Here is a 22,877-nt window from a genome sequence, read left to right as displayed (position 1 = left end):
AGCCGGCGCTAGCCGCGCTGCGGCTGCGCGCCGCGCCACAGCATGCGGCGAATTTGCGCGAATACGGCTTCGCGCGTCGGCGTATTGAGGGCGTCGGGTTGTTGCGCCTGCGGCAACGGCAACTGATCGGCCAGCGCCAGCATGGTGAAGCCGTGCAGACTGGCCCAATACGCGTAGCCGATCAGCCGTGGATCGCCTTCCAGAATGCCCGCCGCGACGAGCCGCTCGAAATGCGCGCCGAGCATGCGCCACGCGCGCTGTGACGCCGCGGCGAGTTCCGGGTAGACGCTGTCCCGCTGGGTCAGGTCGAACATCAAACGGTAGGCGTGCGGTTCGTCGAGTGCGAAAGCGACGTAGGCTTCGCTCACCACGGAATGATCCGTTTCCGTGGCGGCCTCCGCTGCCGCTTCGAGGCGTGCCGCGAAACGATTGAATGCGGCTGAGCGGACCATCGCGAGAATCTCGTCCTTGTCGCGGAAGTAGCGATAGGGCGTCATGGCACTACACCGCAGTTCTTTTGCCAGTTCGCGCATCGTCACGCCCTCGGCGCCGCGCGTGGCGAACGCATTCTCGGCCACATGCCGCATGGCTTCGCGGAATTGGCGAATGTCGTCGGGGGAGAGCGTTTTGGGCATGCGCGAAGGCAGAAAGTCCGTCGCGTCAATTTACTGCGTAAATGAGGCGGGCACAATAAAGCAGGACGCTAGGTGGCGTCCTGCTTTTCACGCGAAGAATATTTGGGCGGTCTCAACGCAGCACAACCGCGCGATCAAAGCGCCGTGTGCTGCGCGCCTCTCCCCTTTTGGGACATAAACTGCCCGTTCAACGGAGAGACGCGGTGAAACCGGGAAAACTAGGAAAGACGCTTGATGGCCCGCAATGCGCTGTCGCCGGTTTCAGTCACGCGCCATTGTTCGTTGCCTGACGCGAGCCGTTCCAGTTCCACCAACTGACGTTCCAGCAGGGCGTCGAGTTCTTCTCGCTCCATGTCGACCTGATTGGGAGCGTCCTTGACGAGCAACAACGTAGCGAATTCATGCGGACTCAGCATCGTTCTCTCCATGTCAGGCAAACGCGGACGGCCTTGCCGGCGACTGGCTCAAGCCAGTGAGTCCGCAAAGGATCAGGCGGGAGGTACGGCTCACGACAGTTTCACGCAACCGGCGCTACGCGGAACGCGCAACGAACGCCGGGGAACTGGAGTGTAGTCAACCGCACGTTAAACACCAAATCGGCCCCAGTAAATTTTCCCTTTGACAATTGGGCGCCTCAGCGGCGGTTGGGAGCCGCCGTCAGTTCCTTGATTTCACTCGAAGTTTTTCGTGCGCTGCAGCATGGCGGAGAATGCCTGGCCTCACTCGGCCACATATACTTGGCAGTTGGCGGCGGCGAGCGTTTCGGTCATCGCGGCGGGCGGCGCCATGTCCGTGAACAGGGCGTCGATCTGATCGAGATGGCCTTGGCGAACCAGCGCGGGGCGGCCGAATTTCGAGTTGTCGGCGGCGAGGAAAACGGTGCGCGCGTGCTGGATGATCGCTTCGGCCACGCGAACTTCGCGCGTGTCGAAGTCGCGCAGCGTGCCGTCCGTTTCGATGCTCGACGTGCCGACGATCGCAAAGTCCACCTTGAACTGGCGGATGAAATCGATCGCCAGTTCGCCGACAATCCCTTTGTCCCACGGCCGCACGATGCCGCCCGTCACCAGCACCTCGCAATCCGGATAGCCGCTCATCATGCTGGCGACGTTCAGATTGTTGGTGATCACGCGCAGCCCGCGGTGGCGATTGAGCGCGCGAGCCACTTCCTCCGTGGTGGTGCCGAGGTTGATGAAGAGCGAGGCCTGATCGGGAATGTGAGTGGCCACTAGCGCCGCAATGCGCCGCTTTTCTTCGTGGAACATGCGCTGACGCGCAGTGTAGGAGACGTTTTCGGAACTGGTCGGAAGACTGGCGCCGCCGTGATAACGGCGCAGCAGATTCATGTCGGCGAGCCAGTTGACGTCGCGGCGGATCGTCTGCGGCGTCACGTCGAAGTGCGCCGCGAGGTCGTCCACGGTCACGAAGCCGTCGCGTTGCACCCACTCCAGCAGTTCCTGTTGCCGGGCATTGAGAGTCAGGCGGGGGTCTCGGGTCATGTGTCTCGGTTCGTGGGATTTTTGTCGGCGCTGCCCGCCGCCGGCGCGCCAGGGCTCGACCGGTGGGCGGGTGATGCGCGAACGGGGTGAGCGAACGGGGTGAGCGTATTGTAAGACCATCGCGCGCACTGTCTGCCAAGTCGTGCGACATGCATGAGATGCAACACGACGGCGGCACGATCCATTCAGGCGTTTTGCGCATTTATTCATTTGATAAATGAATTTGTTTTTTGGGCCGGATCACGATGCAATCCCGAATTCCGCGTTGACTTGTGCTTCACTCCATCTACCCCATTCGCCCCGTTTCCATTGGTTCCGCGTTCCGCAAGCCGGGCCGCGCTTTCTAGAGTGTTCGACATGACTGGCTTCAACTGGCAAAACCCTTACCCGACACCGCGTCTGCCTGTGTTCGCGCGCAACATCGTTTCGACTTCGCATCCGCTCGCCGCGCAAGCCGGGCTGCGCATGCTGTGGAAAGGCGGCAATGCCGTCGATGCGGCGATCGCGGCCGCCGCCGCCATCACGGTGGTCGAGCCGGTATCGTGCGGGCTTGGCGGCGACGCCTTCGCGCTGGTGTGGGACGGCAAGAAGCTGCATGGCCTGAACGCCTCGGGTGTGTCGCCGGCGGCGTGGAACGTCGACTACTTCAAGCGCAAATACGGCGAGGAAAACGGTCTCGCGAAGCAGCCCAAGCGCGGCTGGGACGCGGTGACGGTGCCGGGCGTGATCGCCGGCTGGGAGGCGCTGCATCAGAAATTCGGCACGCTGCCGTTCGCCGACCTGATGGAGCCGGCCATCGAAATCGCCGAGCGCGGGCATGCGGTGGCGAGCATCGTCGCCTACAAGTGGGCGGCAGCCGTGCCGGAACTGAAGGACCTGCCGGGCTTCGCCCAAACTTTCATGCCGCGCGGCCGCGCGCCGGAAGTGAGTGAGCTGGTGCGCTTTCCCGGCCATGCGAAGACGCTGCGCAAGCTCGCCGAGCAGGGCCCGCGCGCGTACTACGAGGGTGAAATCGCCGAACGGATCGCCGCATTTTCGCGCGAAGGCGGCGGCGCGCTGACCGCCGACGATCTGCGCAACTACCGCGCGGATTGGGTCGAGCCGATCAGCAAGGACTATCGCGGCTACACGGTGCACGAGATTCCGCCGAACGGGCAGGGAATTGCGGCGCTGATCGCGCTGGGCATCCTCGAAAAATTCGACGTGAAGGAGCTGGCGGTCGACAACGTCGAGTCGCAGCACTTGCAGATCGAAGCGATGAAGCTGGCGTTCGCCGACGTCTACCGCTACGTTGCCGATCCGCGTTCGATGGACGTCACGCCCGAGCAGATGCTCGACGACGCATACCTCACCTCGCGCGCGAAACTGATCGATCACAAGCGCGCCACGCACTTCAACTTCGGCATGCCGAAGGCCGGCGGCACCATCTACATGTCGGTGGCGGACGAGCGCGGCATGATGGTCAGCTTCATCCAGTCGAACTACATGGGCTTCGGCTCGGGCATCGTGGTGCCGGATAGCGGCATCGCCATGCAGAATCGCGGCTGCGGTTTCTCGATGGATCCGAAGTCGCCGAACGTGGTGGAAGGCGGCAAACGGCCGTTCCACACGATCATCCCGTCGTTCCTCACGCAGCAGGTGAACGGGCAGCAGGAAGCGGTGATGAGCTTCGGCGTGATGGGCGGCGACATGCAGCCGCAAGGTCATCTGCAATCCATCGTGCGGATGCTCGACTACGGTCAGCAGCCGCAGGCCGCGTGCGACGCGCCGCGCTGGAAGGTCAATCGCGACTTCACGATCGACATCGAATCGACGCTCGATCCGAAGACCGCCGAGGCCTTGCAGAAGCTCGGCCACACCATCAAGTCGGTCGACGATCCGTACATGGACTTCGGCTCCGGCCAGTACATCTGGAAGCTCGATCGCAACGATCCGGAGCGCGGCTATGTGGCGGCGAGCGACAGCCGCCGCGACGGGTTGGCCGCCGGGTTCTAGAAAAGGCATCCATCAGCGAAACGGCCGCCCGTTGAGGCGGCGCTTCGCCGCGCACGCACGCGAGGCTTCGTGCATCGCTCGCGGCGGCGCGATTGATCGACTGCCGCGGCAAGGTATCGCGCGAATCAGCTACACCGGACGCCAGCGGCGCTTCTGGCACACCCGGTATCGGGCATCAGCATCAGACAGGCAGGAGATATCATGCAGACCCCCGCGTCGCCGTCGGCGACCACTTCCGCGCATTCCCCGACTGCGCCGCTTTCCAAAGCGATGGTACGGCGGATCGTGTTTTCATCGTCGGTCGGCAATGCGCTCGAGTGGTTCGACTTTCTGGTCTACGGATACTTCGCGACCATCATCGCCAAAGAGTTTTTCCCGATGCAGGACGAGTGGCTCTCCACGCTGCTCGCCATTGCCACCTTCGGCATTTCGTTCCTGATGCGGCCGCTGGGCGCGGTCGTACTGGGTATCTACGGCGACCGCAAAGGCCGCAAGGCGGCGCTGACGCTCGCCATCGCGCTCATGATGGTCGGCACCTTCACGATGGCGGTGATGCCGCCATATGCAACCATCGGCATGGCGGCGCCGATCCTGATTCTGCTCGCGCGGCTCGTGCAAGGCTTCGCGGTGGGCGGCGAGTTCGGCAGCGCGACGGCCTTCATGGTCGAACATAGCGCGTCGCGCCGCGGCTACTACGCCAGCTGGCAGTTCGCGAGCCAGGGTCTCGCCGCGATCACGGCGGCCGCGTTCGGCTCGCTGCTGACCGCGTGGCTACCGCCCGCGCAACTGAACGACTGGGGTTGGCGCATGCCGTTCGTGTTCGGCTTGCTGGTCGGCCCGGTGGGCTATTACATCCGTTCGCATCTCGACGAGACACCCGAATTCCTCGCGCTGCGCGAGGCGCGTGAGGCTGGCGGTGCGCGCACGGAGGCGAGCGGCGAGAAGGACGCCTCGTTCGCCAGCCAGTGGGTCAACCTGCTGCTCGCCGTTGGTATCGTCGCGCAATCCACGGTCGGTGTGTATGTGCTGCAACTCTACATGCCGATGTATGCGGTCAAGCAGTTGCACATGCCGGCGGCGGCATCGTTCGGCGTGGTGGTGCTCAACGGCGGCCTGCAATTCCTGCTTTCGCCAGTCATGGGCGCATGGTCCGATCGGATCGGCCGGATTCGCATCATGCTGACCACGTCGATCCTGATGGGCGGGCTGATCTATCCGATGTTCGCACTGCTGCAGACTCATCCGACCATCGGCTGGCTGCTGCTGTTGCAGGGCACCGCAGGAATTTTCAAGGCGGCCTATTCCGGGCCCATGCCCGCGTTGATGTCGGAGATCTTTCCTACCCAAGTGCGCTCGACGGGTCTTTCAATCGGTTACAGCATTGGCGTGACGATCTTCGGTGGCTTTGCGCCCACGATTGTCGAAACGTTCATTCATTTGACCGGCGACAAACTTGCGCCAAGTTACTACGTGCTGATTGCCGCGGTGCTGTCGGGCCTCTCGCTCGTCGTCGTAGCCTGGCGTATGCGCCGCATGCGTCTGATGCAGGGCGTTCAGCCCGCCTGACCGGCAAGGCGGCCGGCGCCGAACCGAGGCGCCGACGGGCCTGCCTGACATGATCGGCGAGGCATCGTTGCAGACTTGAGCCAGCTCTTCGAGCTGGCTTTTTTTGTGCCTTGACGCCGCTATTTTGTCCGACTGAATGTTTCGACTATCGAGGAATTGGAACTGCGGCGGACCGGCATGGTCTGTGCTGGGTTATCTGCAGAGTTGTGAAACACCGGCTAAGATGCAAGATACAAGGGGTTAACTCTAATTCAAGGCGCTGTATCTGACACGGCAGACCGTTCGGGCGAGAGCGGGCTGTTTCGAGCACGCTCCACGAGTCGATACAGCTTTCGGAGCAAGACACGATGCACACTGAGCTGAACCATGTCATGCCCTGGCGGATCGAGGATATCGACCTCACCCGCATCGATCGGCAAAAGGCCGTCGCTAACGAAGACTTGCTGCTGCTGCTGTGCGCGTCTTCGTTTATCGAAAGCGGCTCCGATCTGTACACCAGCAACCTGAGCACGTTTTTCAACGGCGATCCCGAAGTCTCGGCCTGGCTCAACCAGGAGTGGGAGCCCGAAGAACTGCAGCACGGCCGCGCGCTCAAGACGTATATCGCTTACGTGTGGCCCGAGTTCGACTGGGACACGGCGTTTCGCAATTTCATGGAAGAGTACTCGCTGACCTGTTCAGTGGAGGATTTCGAAAAGACCCGCGCGCTCGAGATGGTCGCGCGCTGCGTGGTGGAAACCGGTACGGCAACGCTGTATCGCGCGATCGGCGAATGCTCGGACGAGCCGGTGCTCAAGCAGATCACCGACAACATCCGCACCGACGAAGTCCGTCACTACAAGCACTTTTTCAAGTACTTCAAGAAGTACAACAAGATCGAAGGCAACGGCCGGCTTGCTGTGCTGGGCGCGCTGATGCGCCGCGTCATAGAGATCAAGAACGAGGACTCCGAGATCGCCTTGCGGCACGTCTTCGCGGTTCGTTATCCGGAGCGCGTGCACGACTCGGCCTATAACCGCGAGCGCGCGGCACGTATCAATGCGTTGGTGCGGCGCAATCTGTCGGCCGACATGTGTGTGAAGATGCTGCTCAAGCCGCTCGATCTGCCGGCGAGGATCCAGCCGGGTGTGCATTACCCGCTCGCCAAGATTACGCAGCACGTGTTCTTCCGCTGATTCACGGTCGATGTCCGGCGTCGATGTACGGCGTTGCAAATGGCCCGCTCATGCGGGCCATTTGCTTCCCGGTGCATGATGCGGGCTTGTTCCCCCGGACTTGTTGACCAGACTTGTCCACCTCTAACCGGATCGAGACGATGAGCGATACTCCTGCCCCCGAACGTCCGCTCGAACACAACGTGTTCGATGAATGGCCCGATGCCGTGCGCGTTTTGTTCGACGGTTCGTCGCTTGCGAGCAAGACGGGTTTTACGGCGTCGTTGCTGAGCGTCGATGCGAATGGCCATGTGCGCACGTCGCTGCTCGGCGTCGGCGAGTTGTATGCGCCGGATTCGCGCACGCTATGCATCGCGTTGTGGCCGCAAGCGAGGGCGACGCGCGCCATAGCGCAAAGCGGACGGGCGGCGCTTACCTTTGTCTGCGACGAAGCGTTCTATCAGGTGCAACTGCTGATGACGCCGCTGGCGAGCGTTGCCGGCGACGCCAGCGGGCTCGTCTATCTGCACGGTTCGATCGACACCGCGGAGGCGCAAAACGTCCGTTATGCGCGCCTGACTAGCGGCATTACGTTCGAACTGGAAGGGGAGGGAAAGGCGGTGCTCGATCGATGGGAACAACAGATCGAGCACCTGAAGCAAGCCGCGGCTGCGGCCGGCCGGTAGTCCTTCTTCGCGTGAGGGCAGCGGCCGGGGAAGGCGGCCGCTTGGGATCTAAGTGCAGAGGCTTAACGCAAAGGTTCGAAGCGGAGCCCCAACACGGAACCTCAACGCAAAGGCCCAGCGGAAAGGCTCAACGCAAAGGCTCAGCGCAAAGGCTCAGCGCAAAGGCTCAGCGCAGAACCTCAACGCAGAACCTCAACGCAGAACCTCAACGCAGAACCTCAACGCAGAACCTCAACGCCCGCGCTGACCACTGCGCGTGGGCTGGCCACCGCGCGGCGCGTCGTTGCGCGGCTTAGTGCCACCCAGCAACGCACCCGGATTGCCGCCTTGCGGCTTCGCAGCCTGCGGCTTGCGCGGCGCATGCTGCGCAGCGCTGCCTTCATGCGCGACGGCACGCGGCCGGTCGTCATGACGCTGGCCGTCACGACGCGGCTGACCGCCGTTGCCGGCCGGCTTCGCACCCTGCGGCTTCGGCTGCTGTTGACCGTTCGCCGGGCGCTGACCCGACCGCTGCGCCGGTTTCGCGGAACCGGCTCCGTCGCGCCTTGCATCGTCACGCTTCGGTGCGCCTTGACCCTGACGCGGCGAGCGGCCACCGCCGCCACCACCACCCTGACCGCGACGCAGGATCGGCTCCGGCTTCGCGGTCGGGTCCGGTTCGAAACCGACGACCACTTCCTGCGGCACCGGACGCTTGATCAGCTTCTCAATGTCCTTCAGCAGTTGCAGTTCGTCGACGCATACCAGCGAGACTGCTTCGCCCGTCGCGCCTGCGCGGCCCGTGCGGCCGATGCGGTGCACGTAGTCTTCCGGCACATTCGGCAGATCGTAGTTGACCACGTGCGGCAATTGATCGATATCGATGCCGCGCGCGGCGATGTCGGTCGCGACCAGTACCTGCAGCGTGCCGTCCTTGAACTCGGCAAGCGCCCGTGTGCGTGCCGACTGGCTCTTGTTGCCGTGAATCGCCAGGGAGTTGATGCCGTCCTTGGTCAACTGCTCGGCAAGACGATTGGCCCCATGCTTGGTGCGCGTGAACACCAGCACCTGGAACCAGTTGTGCTGCTTGATCAGATGCGTGAGCAATTCGCGCTTCTTGTCACGATCCACCGGGTGAATCTTCTGCGCGACCGATTCCGCCGTCGTATTGCGGCGCGCGACTTCGATCAGCGCGGGCGAGTCGAGCAGGTTGTCGGCGAGCGTCTTGATCTCGTCGGAGAAGGTGGCCGAGAACAGCAGGTTCTGACGCTTCGGCGGCAGCTTGGCGAGCACCCGCTTGATGTCGTGGATGAAGCCCATGTCGAGCATACGGTCGGCTTCGTCGAGCACGAGAATCTCGAGATGCGACAGGTCGATGGTCTTCTGCTGCATGTGGTCGAGCAAACGACCCGGCGTCGCGACGACGATATCCACGCCGCTGCGCAGTGCGCCGATCTGCGGATTGATGCCGACGCCGCCAAACATCACGGTCGACTTCAGCTTCAGATACTTGCCGTAAGCGCGCACGCTTTCTTCCACCTGCGCGGCCAGTTCACGCGTGGGCGTGAGGATCAGCGCGCGCACGGCGCGCTTGCCCGAGCCGTTTGCAACGGCGGGTGAGGAGTTCAGACGTTGCAGGATCGGCAACGTGAAGCCGGCGGTCTTGCCGGTGCCGGTTTGCGCACCGGCCAGCAGGTCGCCGCCGTTGAGCACAGCGGGAATCGCTTGCGTCTGGATCGGAGTCGGTGTGGTGTAGCCAAGTTCGTGTACAGCGCGGACCAACGGTTCGGACAAGCCGAGAGAATCAAAAGACATAAAAGCTCTTTGCAATGCAGTTTCGCGAACGGCACAAATGGGCCAAGGCAGGCATAAAAGCGGCATGAACACGCCCGCATGGCGTGTTCGAGGCCCAAGCCCACTTCCGGTCGCAGAGAAATCGGCGGCACGCGGGAAACGCGTGCCGAATGCTTCAACGCGCTATGCAGACACGTTGACTGGCCTTAAGTTGCATTTCGCCGCCGTGGGATGTCACGCGACGTAGCGCGCAACACTGACGAATTGACACAGACTGCCCGCCAGTACGAACAGGTGCCAGATACCATGTCCGTGCCGGATGCGCTCGTCGTTGATGAAGAAGTAGATGCCGGCGCTGTAGATGACTCCGCCGGCCACGAGCCAGGCGGTACCCGCTGCCGGTAAGGCTTGCACCAGCGGGCGGACGGCAACGAGCGCGAGCCATCCCATCAACACATACAGCACCATCGAAACGCTGCGGGTGCGTCGCCCCAGCGTCAATTCCTGCACGATGCCGAGAGCGGCGAGCCCCCAGCTTACGCCGAATAGCGACCAGCCCCACGGTCCGCGCAATGTGACGAGCGTGAACGGAGTGTAGCTGCCGGCGATCAGCAGGTAGATCGCCGAATGGTCGCATTTCTGCAGGACCGCTTTCACGCGCGGACTGCGCACGCTGTGGTAAAGCGTGGAGATAGCATACAGCACGAACAGCATCGCGCCGTACACGCTGAAGCTGACTACCTTGTACGCGTCGCCGTCGAGCGCGCCCATCGTGACGAGCGTTGCAAGACCCGCCACCGACAGCACGGCGCCGACGAGGTGGGTAATGCTGTTGAAACGCTCACCGACATGCACGACTCTTTCCTCCTGCGCGGTTTCATAAGGACATATATATCCATATGATACCGGTCCTGAAAAAACGAAGGGCGCGGCCGCGAATTCCGCAGGCCGCGCCCCGGGTGCAACGAACGCTGCTTAGTCGAGCGGCGCCGAACGCAAATCGGACACTTGCTGCGGCGACACGGCCGTACCGTGGTTGCCCCACGACATACGGATGTACGTCACAACGGCTGCCACTTCCTGATTCGACAGCGCTTGCGCGAACGGCGGCATGCCGTACGGATGCGGGTTGGCGTCCGTGCTCGGCGGGTAACCGCCGTTCAGCACCATACGGATCGGGTTGACCGCCGACGGCATCTGGATCGACTGGTTGTTCGCGAGCGGCGGGAAGGCCGGCGGCATGCCGAGGCCGTTTTCCGCGTGGCACTTCGCGCAGTTGTCAGCGTAGATCTTCTGACCTTGCTTCAACAGTTCGCCGCCGAACTTTTCCGACGTTTCGAGCTGCAACGGTTCCGGTGCTTCGCTCTTCTGCGGAATCGTCTTCAGGTACGTGGCCATCGCGTTGATGTCCTCGTCCGACATGTATTGCAGGCTGTTGTGAACCACTTCAGCCATCGGACCGAACACGGCGCCGCGGTTCGACACACCGGTCTTCAGCAGATCGGCGATGTCTTTGGTTTCCCAGTCGCCCAGGCCGGCTTCCTTGTTCGACGTGAGCGACGGCGCGTACCAGTTCTGCAGCGGGATCAGGCCGCCGGCAAACGCGGCCGAGCTGACCGGGCCGCCCATCGCGTTGATCGACGTGTGGCACATGCCGCAATGGCCGAGGCCTTCGATCAGGTAAGCGCCACGGTTCCACTCGACCGACTTGGTCGGATCCGGCTTGTACTCGCCTTCACGGAAGAACAGCGTACGCCAGCCGATCAGCATGTTGCGCTGGTTGAACGGGAATTTCAGTTCGTGCGGACGGCTCGGCACGTTGACCGGCGTGACCGAACGCAGATACGCGTAGATCGCGTCCGAGTCGGCGCGCGTGACCTTCGTGTAGCTGGTGAACGGGAAGCCCGGATACAGCAGGCTGCCGTCTTTCGAACGGCCGGTGTGCATGGCGCGGTAGAAGTCGTCCTGCGTCCACTTGCCGATACCGTACTGGTCGTCAGGCGTGATGTTCGGCGTGAACATGGTGCCGAACGGCGTAGCCATGGGCAGGCCGCCGGCGAACTGCTTGCCGCCGCGCACCGTGTGACAGGCGATACAGTCGCCGGCGCGGGCGAGGTACTCGCCTTTCTTGATCAGCGCGGCCTGGTCGGCGGGCGTTGCCGCCATGGCCGTGCCGTTATGCAGGTTGTCGCCGCCCGACCACAGGACGGGAACGAGTGCGGCAGCCGCAACGACGACGACTGCCGAGAGGGCGAACAAAGACTTGCGTTTCATTTGAGTGTCTCTCCCGGTGCCTTATTGCGGTTCGCTGCCGCAGGCAAGCGGAGTCTTCATCGAGCGGGCCGGAGCCGGCACGGGGTTTTGTGGAGCCTGTTGCGTGGAAAGCCATGCAGCAACGGCGTTCACGTCTTCATCAGTCAGGCGCGTGGCGATGGTGTGCATGCAATCAGGCGCAATGGCGTGACGCGAGCCCGAGCGCCATGCGCCGAGCTGCGCGCTGATGTAGTCGGAGTGCAGACCGACCAGACCCGGAATAGCCGGTTCCATGCCGGTCAAACCCTTGCCGTGGCAAGCCGCGCAAGCCGGAATCTGCTTCGAGGCGTCGCCGTTCAGCACGATCTGCTGGCCGCGCGCGAGCGTGCTCGCCGACACCGTCGGCTTGGCCGGCGGCGGATACGGCGGACGCTGCTGCGAGAAGTACGTGGCGATCTGATGAAGGTAGTCGTCTGAGAGATACGTGACGAGGTAGTTCATGGGCGGGTACTTGCGGCGCCCTTCGCGGAAGTTCTGCAACTGGTTGTACAGATAGTCGGCCGGCTTGCCCGCGAGGCGCGGAAAGTAGTCGTTGTCGGTACCTTGGCCGTGAGTGCCGTGGCAGGCCGTGCAGCCTTGCACGCGCGCTTCCATCGTGTCGGGGGCCTTCGGTTGAGTCTGCGCTTTCGCAGCGCTATAGACACCCGCGGAGCCGATCAGCAGAAGGGCAAGCAACGGGCGGAAAATGCGTCTTGAAGACACGCGTAACTCCATCAAAATCGGGGACCTGACCGAACTTCGAGCGGCTCGGTGTGAAGGGCAGCCGGCGCTGCGGCGACGCAGCATTCTATCATCGAAGGGTGATGGTGACTATTTGCCTCATTAGAGAAGGTTCCGGCTGTCACAGCTATGCGACAGTTTGACGCGCAGCGCTGCTTCGGGCTACCTGTCGATCATCTGAATTTGCCTGCGCAATCAAGGGGCAAGCGCCGAATGCAGACGATCTATCCACAAAGCAGGTGGAACCGATGCCCGTACCAGCCATCGAAGCGTACACTTCCAGGCCCGCCGGCCTCCACCCGGCCGGGAATGCCCCGGGTCCAACGTCCACTGTTTTCCTGATCATCCCCTATCGGCCTCACATGAAGCTACCGAAATTTTCCCGTCCGGCGCTGCGAGCGTCGATGCTCGGCGCCGCGGCGCTAGTCGTGACGTCCACGGCGTTCGCCCATGCACATCTGATCTCGAGCCAGCCCGCGGCAAACGCCGAAGTCGTCGCGCCTACCGAAGTGACGATCCATTTCACTGAGCCGCTCGAACCGGCTTTCAGCAAGATCGCGCTTGCCGACGCGAGCGGTAACGCGGCCGCGCCGGCTGCGTCGCAGGTCGACGCGAGCGACGCCAGGGCCATGCATCTGCCGCTGCCGCAGTTGGGCGCCGGGCGCTATGCGGTGCACTGGACGGCGGTAGCCACGGACGGCCACCGTACCCAAGGCGACTTTGCGTTCATCGTCAAATGAGCATCGACGGACTCTCGATCGGGCAGGTCGCAATGGCCGCGCTCATGAATGTCGCGTTTGCGTTTGCCGTTGGTTCCGCGTTGCTCGGCGCGTGGCTCGCGAAGGACGCCCAGCAGAAGATCTCACCCGCGCGTCCCGCGTGGTTGCGCGCGCAACGCTCGATGTTGACGGCCACGGTCGTGCTGGTGCTCGCGGATCTCGGCTGGCTGTTGTATCAGGCGGCGTCGATGGGCGGTGTCGCATTGCCGGCCGCGATCGGCGTGGTGCCGACCGTGCTCACGCAAACCCATGTCGGCTATGGCTGGAGCCTCGCGTTTGCCGGCGCGCTGATGCTGCTCGGCACGGCGATGGCCAGTCATACCGGCATGCTGCGCAATGCGCTGCTGTGGCTGGCCGTGATCGCGGTCGCCGCGGGCAAGGCGTCACTAGGGCATGCGGCCGATGCCGGGCCCGCCTCGGCCGCAATCGCCATGCAAACGCTGCACGTGCTCGTCACCAGCGTGTGGGGCGGGCTGGCGATGGCGGCGGGGCTTGCGGTTCTGCCGGCGCTCGGTACTTCGACCGCGCGCGGCATGTTGATCCGCACGGCGACTCAGGTGTCGAACGTTTCGGTGGTGGCCGTTGCGCTGGTGCTGCTCTCCGGCATCTTCAACGCGGTGCGGGGTTCGGGCGGCTCGTTCGAGGCGATCGAGCTGAGCACGTGGGGCCATGTGCTGATGCTCAAGCTCGCGCTTGTCGCACTCGCGCTCGTGCTCGGCGGACTCAACCGCTTTTCGGCGCTGCCGCGCCTGCGCCGGACGGCTTCGACAATGGACGCCCATACGTTCGTCAACGTGTTGTATCTGGAAGCGCTGGCAATGATCGGCGCATTCGTCGTGGCGGCCGCGCTGTCGCATAGCGTGCCGGCGTTTGCTGCGCTCGGTTGAGGCCGTGGCGCGAGAGGGTGGGCGGCTCACGTGGCATGAAGGCCGCCATGCCGCCTGGGCCGCAGGCGCGTCCGCCGTGGCTCGGTGCTGCGAAGACTCGCACGCGTCCTGCAAGCCGCAAAAAGCGCCGCACGGCAAACACGTGCGGCGCAATCCACGGAATCGCCTCGCGGTCGCCGGCAATCCGTTACTGCTCTTCAGGCGGCGACCATGTGGCTTGCCCGCTCCAGTGTCTCCTCCGGAAACATCTCCTGCTGCAACTCGCCGGCGTCGCTGAACCACTGGCAGATCAGCCAGTTGCCCGGCGCGAACAGCACGGGCCCGCTCCAGGTCACGGTCATCGGGCGGCCGCCTGACTTGAGCTTCAGGACGTCGCCCGAGCGATACGCGGGTTTCGTGCGCTTCGTGAGACGCCTGGGCAGCCGCATGATGGCCCTCCGCTTATTCGAAGCCGAGCCGATGTCCGAGGATCGGCGCGCAAAAGAGCGCGATGGCGCAGCCCGCGGCTTTGCCTTCGAGTTCGGCGCCGGCGGCGCGCATCCCGTACGTATGTGTCAGCAGATCAAACAGTTGCGGCAGGCAGTAGACCACCGCGGCGCCGATGAAGCATTTCTCGACGGTCGAGATGCGCCAGCCGCGCTCGAATGCCAGCGCCGCGCCGATGATGCGCAGCACGCCGAACACCACCAGCGCGCCGACGGCGGCCTGTTCGCGCAACAGATAGTCAGGAAGGAATTCGCCCATGATGTACCCCGATGCATTTGTCGTTTGAATGCATTTGAGCAAGGAGTGGGCCATGCGTATGTCCGATGCCGAACAAACGGTGCGAGAGCCTTGATGGATAAGGCTTTATGGGGAGGTTTGCAGGGCGGGGAAGGGCTGGGAAGCGCCTGTTTCGGGCCCTTCGGTCCGGGATGTTACGTAACTGCGACGCCAGGCGCGTCACGTCACCGTAACGCGCTCGGCGCGTCTCACGAGAACGCTTGAAAACGCCGACGTCAAAACACGAACGTCCGCGCCAATCGGAAACGCCGCCCACGGGCGGCGTTCTTTCACCTGATTACCATTCGGCGACGCTGCCGTCTTCATGGCGCCACACCGGATTGCGCCAGCGGTGGCCGACCTTCGCCATCTCCCGCACTTTCTCCTCGTTGACCTCGACGCCGAGCCCCGGGCCCTGCGGAATCGACACGAAGCCGTCTTCGTACTTGAAGACCTCCGGGTTCCTGATGTAGTCGAGCAGATCGTTGCCCTGGTTGTAGTGGATGCCGAGACTCTGTTCCTGGATGAATGCGTTGTAGCTCACTGCGTCGATCTGCAGGCAGGTCGCCAGAGCGATCGGGCCGAGCGGGCAATGCAGCGCGAGTGCGACGTCGTAGGCTTCGGCCATCGACGCGATCTTGCGGCATTCGGTAATGCCGCCCGCGTGCGACGCGTCCGGCTGGATGATGTCGACGTAGCCGCCCGACAGAATATGCTTGAAGTCCCACCGCGAATACAGCCGCTCGCCCAGCGCGATCGGCGTATTGGTCTGGTTGACAATGTCGCGCAGCGCTTCGGCGTTTTCCGACAGCACCGGCTCTTCGATGAAGAGCAGCTTGTACGGGTCGAGTTCTTTCGCCAGCACCTTGGCCATCGGCTTATGCACGCGGCCGTGGAAGTCCACGCCGATGCCGATGTTCGGTCCGACCGCCTCGCGCACCGCCGCTACGTTGTTGATGACGCCTTGCACCTTGTCGAAGGTGTCGATGATCTGCAGTTCTTCCGAGCCGTTCATCTTCACGGCCTTGAAGCCGCGTTCGACCACGGCGCGCGCGTTGTTGGCCACGTCGCTCGGACGGTCGCCGCCGATCCACGAATACACCTTGATCCTGTCGCGCACCTGGCCGCCGAGCAGCGCATGAACCGGCACGCCATGATGCTTGCCCTTGATGTCCCACAGCGCCTGGTCGACGCCGGCGATCGCGCTCATCGTAATCGGGCCGCCGCGATAGAAGCCCGCGCGGTACATCACCTGCCAATGGTCTTCGATCAGAAGCGGATCTTTGCCGATCAGATAATCGGACAGTTCTTCCACCGCGGCCGCCACCGTATGCGCGCGGCCTTCGACCACCGGCTCGCCCCAGCCGACAATGCCTTCGTCGGTTTCGATCTTCAGGAAGCACCAGCGCGGCGGGACGATGAAAGTTTCGAGCCTGGTGATTTTCATGGTGTGCGTCTCCTTGCGGCTTGGGCGCCTGCGAAATATTTCGAGGATTCACATGCTACAACAAAAGCGCTTTTAAGTACTATTAATAGTACTATTGGCCACATAGTGGCGACGTCATCTCCTCGACATGGCTTTGTCGAAGCAGTGGGTGTCACGGTCGAGGTGCCGGATAATCGCGCCCGTGCCGGGCTCGGTTCCGATATCAATAGCGCCGCAAGGCAGCTAGGAGAAAGCTATTCAGCATGATCTGCATGGGCGTGTCGCCCATCTGCTGGCGACCGCGATTCTGCGCGGCGACTATGCGCCCGAGTCGATCCTGCCGCGCGAAGCGGAGTTGATGGAGACCTTCGGCGTGAGCCGCACGGTGTTGCGCGAAGCGTTGCGCACGCTCACGTCGAAAGGATTGATCGAATCGCGTCCGCGCGTGGGCACGCGGGTGCGGCCGAAGCGTGCGTGGAATCTGCTCGATGTCGATGTGCTTGACTGGTACTCGCGGGTCGCCGAGCCGATGGCGTTCGCACTCAAGCTGCAGGAAATGCGCGAGATGATCGAGCCGTACGCCGCGGGTCTGGCGGCGGCCTCGCACACGGACGACACTTTCCGCGCACTCGACGCAGCTCATGCGGCCATGATCGCGGCGCGCAATGTCGACGAATGGGTGCGCGCCGATCTGCGGTTTCATTTGAGCGTGCTGATTGCGTGCAGCAATGAATTGCTGATTCCACTCGGCACGCTGATCGAGCGGACGCTCGAAGCGCAACTGCGCCTGAACGCGAAACGCGCGGACGTGTTCAATGCGTCGCTGGCCGAGCATACGGCGGTATTCGAAGCCATTCGCGATCGCGACGCCTCTGCGGCGCGCGCAGCGATGGCGGGACTTTTAGGTGTGACACGCGCGCGCATCGAGGCTTAGGCGTCAGCCTCGCGGCTGACTACGCCGCCGCGCTTCAATCCATCGCGGCGTGCGCCACCGACGCGTCCGGCGCCTTGTGCGTGGGGCGGATCAGCAGAAGCAGCGGAATGACCAGCAGCGTCGCCATGAACATCAGCTTGAAGTCGTTCAGATAGGCGATCATCGACGCCTGCTGGGTGATCGACGCATTCAGCGCGGCCATGTCGTAGTTCGAGCCGGTATTGAGCATGGGCTGGACCGCGGGATTGAAGGCCGTGATATTCGCCGCGAGGTCCGCGTGCGAGACCTGCGTGTTGCGCGTCATCAGCGTTTGCACGATCGAAATGCCGATACTGCTGCCGATATTGCGCATCAGGCTGTACGTCGCGGTGCCGTCCGCGCGCAGTTCGGGCGTGAGCGTCGAGAAGGTCAGCGCGCTAAGCGGCACGAACACCAGACCGAGCCCGAAGCCCTGAACCACCCCAGGCCAGACGATGTCCGACGCCGACAGCACGATCGTGTAATGCATCATCTGCCACAGCGCGAACGCCGAGATCAGGAAGCCGGTGAGCAGCAGGATCCGCGCGTCGATCCGTTTCAGCAGGCGCCCCGCGAACAGCATGGCGACCATCGTGCCCGCGCCGCTCGGCGCCGTGACGAGGCCGGTGGTCGCGACTGGATAGTTCATCAGGTTTTGCAGCATGGGCGGCAGCAATGCGCGCGTCGCATACATCACCGCGCCGATCACGAAGATGAAGAACGTGCCGGTGGCGAAGTTCGGGTCTTTCAACAGTTCGTATTTGAAGAACGACTTCTTGCCGACCGTTGCCGTGTGCACGAGAAAGAACGCGAAGCTGATCGCGGCGGTCAGTGCCTCGATGACGATCTCGTTCGAGCCGAACCAGTCGAGTTGCTCGCCGCGATCGAGCATGGCCTGCAATGCGCCGATGGCGAGACCGAGCGTGGCGAAGCCGAACGCGTCGAACTTCACGTCGTGCTTCGGTTCGCGCGAGGGCAGAAAGGTCGCCACGCCGAACAGCGCGAACGCGCCGATCGGCACGTTGATAAAAAACACCCAACGCCAGTTGTAGCTGTCAGTGAGCCAGCCGCCGAGCGTCGGGCCGAGAATCGGTCCGACCATCACGCCCATGCCCCACACCGCCATAGCCTGGCCCTGCTTTTCGCGTGGGTTGATGTCGAGCAGGATGGACTGCGACAGCGGCACCAGCGACGCGCCGAAAACGCCTTGCAGCAAACGCGACGCGACGATCTGCGTAAGCGTCTCAGACAACCCGCACAGCGCCGACGACGCCGTGAAGCCGCCGATCGCGACGATCAGCAGGCGCTTGACGCTCAGCCGGTCCGAGAGCCAGCCGGTGAGCGGCGTGGCGATCGCGGCGGCGACGATATACGAGGTCAGCACCCACGTGATCTCGTCCTGCGACGCGGACAGCGTGCCCTGCATATGCGGCAGCGCCACGTTGGCGATCGTGCTGTCGAGCGTCTGGATCAACGTCGCCAGCATGATCGAGATGGTGATCATCGGCCGGTTGAGCGGCGCGGCGGTGTTGGCCGCCGGGGTGTCGGAAGACATGAATGAGCGGAGGTCGTCGATATAGTAAGCATGCTTAGTATATCGGTTGCGTGCGTGCGCGCCATCGGGAATTATGCGGAGCCTGAATTCGCCAGTTTCAGCGCTGAAGAACGAAGGCCTTTCGTATAATTCGCGCATGAAAACCCAACTCGATGAGCGCTTCGGCTTCCTGATTTCCGACGTCGGCCGGCTGACCGGTAAGCGTTTCGACGATCTCGCGAAGTCTTCAGTCGATTTGACGCGCGCGCAGTGCCGCGTGCTGGCCTATCTCGCGCATTATGGCGACACCAATCAGGCGCGGCTCGCGGATCTGCTCGAAGTCGCGCCGATTTCGGCGGGCCGTCTGCTCGACCGGATGGAAGAGGGCGGCTGGATCGAGCGGACCGCCAATCCGCAGGACCGCCGCGAACGCCAGGTGCACATGACGCCTAAGGCCGAGCGCACGCTCGGCAAGGCCCGCAAGGTGGGTGACGAGGTCGCGCTCGAAGCGTTGAACGGCTTCACCGACGAAGAGGCGAAGCAGTTGATTGCGCTGTTGCAGCGGGTGCGGGGCAATCTGAGCCGGCTGGTGGATCGCTGATGTATGAATATCGCGCGCGGCGGAGCGCACCGGCCGGTGGACCAGCTTACGGAAATAAAAGCCGTTCGTAACGAAATTGCCACGTCGCGGCAATAGATTGAAAGTTTTCTTTCGACTCTTCCATGCTCGCTCCGCTACTGGTCGCTTTTTATGAAACTGTCCGACAGGGCAGCGTGACCGCCGCCGCGAAGCGTCTCGAAGTCAGTCAACCGACAATCACGGCGCGTATCCAGCAACTCGAAAAGCAGTACGGCGTCGAGCTGTTCCACCGGCGCGGCAGCCGCTTCGATCTGACCGACGCGGGCGCCGCGTTAATGCCGCTGATCGACCGGATGCAGCAGATCGAGAGCGACATCGACTTCACGCTGCGCAACGAGCGTGAGCTGGCGGCCGGCAATCTGCGGGTCGGCGCGACCGGGCCTTATTACATTCTGCCGGCCATCGCGGCGTTTCATCGCCTCTATCCCGCCGTCAAGATTTGCGTCGAGATCGGCAATTCGCAGCAGATTCTCGATGCGCTGCTCGACTTCCGCGTCGATCTGGCTGTGTCGTCGCAGCGCGTTGACGACCCGCGTTTCGCACGCCGCACGATTGCCGACGACCCGCTTGTCGTCGTCGCGCATTGCAGGCATCCGCTCGCCGCGCAGAAAACGGTCAGGCTCGCCGATATCGCCGCGCATACGCTGTTGTTGCGCGAACCCGGGTCGCGCACTCGCGAGGCGACGGAGATGGCGCTCAAGCGAATCGGCGTGCAGCCGGCCGTGCTGATCGAGATCGGCAGCCGTGAAGCAATCTACGAAGCGATCCGCCACAACATGGGCTGCACGCTGATGCCACTCGGCGAGGCGCCTGCGCATCCCGATCTGCGACAAGTTCCTCTCGAAGCCGATGCGCCGATCCTGCAGGAGTATCTGTACTACCTGCAAGCGCGAGCCGGTTCGCGTCTGATTACCTCGTTCATGGCCAACGTCGACGCCTGTACCCGGCAGCCCACAAAAAAAGCTGATGCGGTTATCGGCTAGCTTGCGCAGAACGACATACCCGCGTCGTCCGCGGTCCCTATCGTTGCACCGACTCGCCGGATGGTCCGGCGCACATCGGCATCGAAGAGAGGACCAACATGACACGGCACACCGTCGCGCAATTCGCATGCGGCCTGGCGTTGCTCGGCGCTCTCGGCGCAACGGCAGCGCTGAGCGGCTGCGGCGGCGCTTCGCAGTCGGGCAGCGGTAACGTCAACAACGGTGCGGGCGGCACGCCCGCCAGCACACCGGCGGCAGGCACGGCGCCGCCCGCCAGAAAAATGCTGCTGATCGAACTGGACGGCGTGACGTATAGCGCGCTGAGTGCGGGCATCGCCGGTGGCAAGCTGCCGAACCTCGCCAAACTGACCGTGGCGCCCGCCTATAGCGGCGGCGTCAACGGCACGCTGTCGCAGCAGCCGAACCTCGACACGCCAGGCTGGGCCTCGGTGCTCACCGGCACATGGGCGGACCGTCACCAGATCAATTCCGACGCGCCCAATCAGGCTCTGCACAGCAGTACCGTGTTCCAGAGGCTCAAGAGCGCGGGCGCCGGTTCGACGGGCGCGGTCGTCGATTCGGAAAGCCTCGCGGCCCTGTTGAGCCCGGATCAGAATGCCGGCTACCTGAACACGCTGGTGAACTGCGCATCGGTCGATACCTGTGTGACACAGACCGGCGCCGGCATGATCGGCAACGGCTATTCGTTCGTGGTCGCGCAATACCATTCGGCGCAGGACGCCGCGCTCAACACCGGCCTCGCATCGACGAACTATGCGAACACGCTGGTGCAACTGGATGCCGCGGTCGGCACGTTGATCGGCGAAACCGCCAAACGCAGCAACGAGAGCTGGCTCGTCATGGTGACCGCCGGTCACGGGCTGAACGCGGCCGGCGGCACCGACGGATTGCCGCTGCCGCCGGAGTCGACCAGCTTTATCGCGCTGAACCAGACGCCGAACGCGCGCCTCGGCAACACCGCCGCGCCGGCGACGATGGCCGCGCTTTACACGCGCGCCAGCATCGCAGACGTCACGCCGACGCTGCTCGCCTATCAGGGCGCACTGCCGGACGCTGCGTCCTATGCGCTCGACGGCGGCCAACTGCTCGGCGCCACGCCGGTCTCGCAACTGCTCGGCACGACCGGCAGCGACAACGCCAGCCTCGTGCTGAAGTGGACGGCGCCGGCCAGCGGCGCGATCAGCGTGCTGCGCAACGGTAGCGTGATTGCGAGCCTGCCTGCCGGCACGGCAACCTACACCGACAACCAGCTCGGTCTGACGACCACCGGCGTGTACCCGTTCAACTACACCGTGGTGGCCGGCAGCGCGCCGCTCTCGACCATCACCCAGGTCGTGTACGTGCAACCTCCGCCTCCGCCGCCCCCGCCGCCGCCGTTGGCCACCACGCTGACCACGGGGTTGAGCAGCTACTACCCGTTCGGCGCACTGCCGCCGGCGGACCGTCTGAATGCCAGCACGATGGGTCCGTGGGCCGCGGACGCCGACGCCGGCACACTCGTCGCCGACCCGTTCGGCGGCAAGGGCCTGCAGATCGACACGCACACGGTCGACAGCAATGGTTTCGACGGCTACAAGCTCGCGCAGATCGACGACGTGACGACGCATGCGCAGTTCACGATCGGCTTCTGGTTCTATACGTCGTGCGCAAATCTCACGGGCAATGGCACGCCGGTGTTCTCGAACAAGAACTACTACTCGGGCGGCAATGCGGGCATCGCGATCGGTCTGTTCCCCGGCTCGGGCACGAGCTGCAACATCCGCTTCAATGTCGGCGACGGCAGTACGCGCAACGACATCAACAGCCTGAACGTCAGTGCGAACAAATGGACGTATCTCGCGCTGAGCATCGACACCGCCGCGAAGACGATCAACGCGTACATCTTCGACCCGGTGCTAGGCGAGCAGAAGGTGCTGGGCCAGACGTTGAGCGTGAACATCGCCAAGCTGCCGGGTCTCGGCGTGTTCGGGCTCAACGAGGACGGCACGGGCCGCTACTACATGAATGCCTGTAACGACAGCCCACCGTACACCGTTGGCGAGTGCGCGGCCACGCCGCCGGACGTACAGGCATTCAGCGATCTCGCGCTTTGGACCCGTATCGTCACTGAAGCCGAGTTGCAGTCGGTCTACGGTTCCGGGCAACCGCTCTCCACCCTGATCCACTAAACGGAGTTCCGCAATGAACCCGACCACTTCCTGTTCGAAGGTGCGCGAGGCGCATGAGATAGGTGAGGCTCTCGCGCGCTGCGGCGAGGCGGCGAAGCGCGGGCTGCTTGCAGCGGCGGCCTTGTGCGCGGTGTGCGTCACGCTGGCCGGCTGCGATGGCGGCTCAAGCGGCTCAAGCGGCGGCAACGGCACCAGCGCCGCGAACGGCGCTGCCCCGGCAGCCAACAGCGCGCCGGCCGGCGCGGGCGGCGCGAGCGCAGCGGTGGCGATCGTCGCGGCACCCGCTTCCGGCGCGTGCGCCGCGTCGGGGGCGAGTGCCGTGCAACCGTTGCAGAACACGCAGCTTGTCTGCGCGCCCTGACGCGACCCCTGCCGCGTGCGCCT

At 63.6% G+C, this 22,877-nt stretch carries 22 protein-coding genes; 11 read left to right on the top strand and 11 right to left on the bottom strand.

Annotated elements, in window-relative coordinates:
- Positions 1-8 precede the first annotated feature (8 nt).
- From NE850_RS10900 to NE850_RS10890, 3 genes are all read right to left on the bottom strand, one after another.
- Positions 9-635, bottom strand: a complete 627-nt coding sequence (locus NE850_RS10900; RefSeq protein ID WP_007180461.1) for a TetR/AcrR family transcriptional regulator — start codon at positions 633-635, stop codon at positions 9-11.
- Between the two features lie 218 nt (positions 636-853).
- Positions 854-1,051, bottom strand: a complete 198-nt coding sequence (locus NE850_RS10895; RefSeq protein WP_007180462.1) for a hypothetical protein — start codon at positions 1,049-1,051, stop codon at positions 854-856.
- Positions 1,052-1,354: 303 nt separating this feature from the next.
- A complete protein-coding gene (locus NE850_RS10890; RefSeq protein WP_007180463.1) occupies positions 1,355-2,134 on the bottom strand; it encodes a DeoR/GlpR family DNA-binding transcription regulator in 780 nt (259 codons plus the stop codon).
- Positions 2,135-2,491: 357 nt separating this feature from the next.
- Here NE850_RS10890 and ggt point away from each other — a divergent pair, with 357 nt between their 5' ends.
- The 4 genes from ggt to NE850_RS10870 all read left to right on the top strand — a co-directional run bounded on the left by ggt (position 2,492) and on the right by NE850_RS10870 (position 7,535).
- Positions 2,492-4,129 (top strand): gamma-glutamyltransferase, encoded by a 1,638-nt coding sequence (gene ggt / locus NE850_RS10885; protein WP_310698731.1) that lies wholly within the window; start codon positions 2,492-2,494, stop codon positions 4,127-4,129.
- A 201-nt stretch (positions 4,130-4,330) separates the two neighbouring features.
- Positions 4,331-5,695, top strand: coding sequence for an MFS transporter (locus tag NE850_RS10880; protein WP_007180465.1), 1,365 nt, complete (start codon positions 4,331-4,333; stop codon positions 5,693-5,695).
- A 347-nt stretch (positions 5,696-6,042) separates the two neighbouring features.
- Positions 6,043-6,870 carry a ferritin-like domain-containing protein gene (locus NE850_RS10875; RefSeq protein ID WP_007180466.1) on the top strand — a complete coding sequence of 276 codons (828 nt, stop codon included), beginning with the start codon at positions 6,043-6,045 and terminating at the stop codon, positions 6,868-6,870.
- Between the two features lie 140 nt (positions 6,871-7,010).
- Complete coding sequence (locus NE850_RS10870; protein ID WP_310698730.1) at positions 7,011-7,535, top strand: hypothetical protein; 525 nt, start codon at positions 7,011-7,013, stop codon at positions 7,533-7,535.
- Between the two features lie 231 nt (positions 7,536-7,766).
- Here NE850_RS10870 and NE850_RS10865 read toward each other — a convergent pair whose 3' ends face one another.
- The 4 genes from NE850_RS10865 to NE850_RS10850 all read right to left on the bottom strand — a co-directional run bounded on the left by NE850_RS10865 (position 7,767) and on the right by NE850_RS10850 (position 12,335).
- On the bottom strand, positions 7,767-9,329 hold the full coding sequence (locus tag NE850_RS10865; protein ID WP_310698729.1) for a DEAD/DEAH box helicase: 1,563 nt from the start codon (positions 9,327-9,329) through the stop codon (positions 7,767-7,769).
- A 213-nt stretch (positions 9,330-9,542) separates the two neighbouring features.
- Entirely contained in the window at positions 9,543-10,163 is a 621-nt protein-coding gene (locus tag NE850_RS10860) for a hemolysin III family protein (RefSeq protein WP_007180469.1), read from the bottom strand.
- A 120-nt stretch (positions 10,164-10,283) separates the two neighbouring features.
- Positions 10,284-11,582: a cytochrome c gene (locus NE850_RS10855; RefSeq protein WP_007180470.1), complete on the bottom strand. Its 1,299-nt coding sequence runs from the start codon at positions 11,580-11,582 to the stop codon at positions 10,284-10,286.
- Between the two features lie 21 nt (positions 11,583-11,603).
- Complete coding sequence (locus NE850_RS10850) at positions 11,604-12,335, bottom strand: c-type cytochrome (RefSeq protein ID WP_011489774.1); 732 nt, start codon at positions 12,333-12,335, stop codon at positions 11,604-11,606.
- 368 nt (positions 12,336-12,703) lie between these two features.
- Here NE850_RS10850 and copC point away from each other — a divergent pair, with 368 nt between their 5' ends.
- Positions 12,704-13,081 carry a copper homeostasis periplasmic binding protein CopC gene (copC, locus tag NE850_RS10845; RefSeq protein WP_035517890.1) on the top strand — a complete coding sequence of 126 codons (378 nt, stop codon included), beginning with the start codon at positions 12,704-12,706 and terminating at the stop codon, positions 13,079-13,081.
- The gene (locus tag NE850_RS10840) at positions 13,078-14,007 is read left to right on the top strand and encodes a CopD family protein (RefSeq protein WP_310698728.1); all 930 of its coding nucleotides are present in this window, start codon (positions 13,078-13,080) and stop codon (positions 14,005-14,007) included. Before copC ends, NE850_RS10840 begins: the two co-directional genes overlap by 4 nt.
- A 197-nt stretch (positions 14,008-14,204) precedes the next feature.
- Here NE850_RS10840 and NE850_RS10835 read toward each other — a convergent pair whose 3' ends face one another.
- The 3 genes from NE850_RS10835 to dgoD form a co-directional block, all read right to left on the bottom strand.
- Positions 14,205-14,435 (bottom strand): YodC family protein, encoded by a 231-nt coding sequence (locus NE850_RS10835; protein WP_007180474.1) that lies wholly within the window; start codon positions 14,433-14,435, stop codon positions 14,205-14,207.
- Between the two features lie 13 nt (positions 14,436-14,448).
- Entirely contained in the window at positions 14,449-14,751 is a 303-nt protein-coding gene (locus NE850_RS10830) for a hypothetical protein (protein ID WP_035517892.1), read from the bottom strand.
- Between the two features lie 316 nt (positions 14,752-15,067).
- Positions 15,068-16,216 carry a galactonate dehydratase gene (gene dgoD / locus NE850_RS10825; protein ID WP_007180476.1) on the bottom strand — a complete coding sequence of 383 codons (1,149 nt, stop codon included), beginning with the start codon at positions 16,214-16,216 and terminating at the stop codon, positions 15,068-15,070.
- Positions 16,217-16,451: 235 nt separating this feature from the next.
- Here dgoD and NE850_RS10820 point away from each other — a divergent pair, with 235 nt between their 5' ends.
- Positions 16,452-17,129 carry a FadR/GntR family transcriptional regulator gene (locus NE850_RS10820; RefSeq protein WP_007180477.1) on the top strand — a complete coding sequence of 226 codons (678 nt, stop codon included), beginning with the start codon at positions 16,452-16,454 and terminating at the stop codon, positions 17,127-17,129.
- Positions 17,130-17,163: 34 nt separating this feature from the next.
- Here the strand turns inward: NE850_RS10820 and NE850_RS10815 are convergent, their stop codons facing one another.
- Positions 17,164-18,702 carry a DHA2 family efflux MFS transporter permease subunit gene (locus tag NE850_RS10815; RefSeq protein ID WP_007180478.1) on the bottom strand — a complete coding sequence of 513 codons (1,539 nt, stop codon included), beginning with the start codon at positions 18,700-18,702 and terminating at the stop codon, positions 17,164-17,166.
- A gap of 136 nt (positions 18,703-18,838) precedes the next feature.
- On the opposite strand from NE850_RS10815, the gene NE850_RS10810 reads away from it, so the two are divergent.
- From NE850_RS10810 to NE850_RS10795, 4 genes are all read left to right on the top strand, one after another.
- The gene (locus NE850_RS10810) at positions 18,839-19,282 is read left to right on the top strand and encodes a MarR family winged helix-turn-helix transcriptional regulator (RefSeq protein ID WP_007180479.1); all 444 of its coding nucleotides are present in this window, start codon (positions 18,839-18,841) and stop codon (positions 19,280-19,282) included.
- 122 nt (positions 19,283-19,404) lie between these two features.
- A complete protein-coding gene (locus NE850_RS10805) occupies positions 19,405-20,304 on the top strand; it encodes a LysR substrate-binding domain-containing protein (RefSeq protein WP_007180480.1) in 900 nt (299 codons plus the stop codon).
- 98 nt (positions 20,305-20,402) lie between these two features.
- Positions 20,403-22,493: a LamG-like jellyroll fold domain-containing protein gene (locus NE850_RS10800; protein ID WP_310698727.1), complete on the top strand. Its 2,091-nt coding sequence runs from the start codon at positions 20,403-20,405 to the stop codon at positions 22,491-22,493.
- Positions 22,494-22,506: 13 nt separating this feature from the next.
- Positions 22,507-22,854, top strand: coding sequence for a hypothetical protein (locus tag NE850_RS10795; protein ID WP_007180482.1), 348 nt, complete (start codon positions 22,507-22,509; stop codon positions 22,852-22,854).
- Positions 22,855-22,877: the final 23 nt, after the last annotated feature.

Origin of the sequence: Paraburkholderia sp. USG1 (assembly GCF_031570135.1) — a bacterium.
In the GTDB taxonomy this organism is placed as follows: domain Bacteria; phylum Pseudomonadota; class Gammaproteobacteria; order Burkholderiales; family Burkholderiaceae; genus Paraburkholderia; species Paraburkholderia dioscoreae.
The sequence above is the reverse complement of the archived record's forward strand: the minus strand, read 5'-3'. Positions and strand labels throughout refer to the sequence as shown.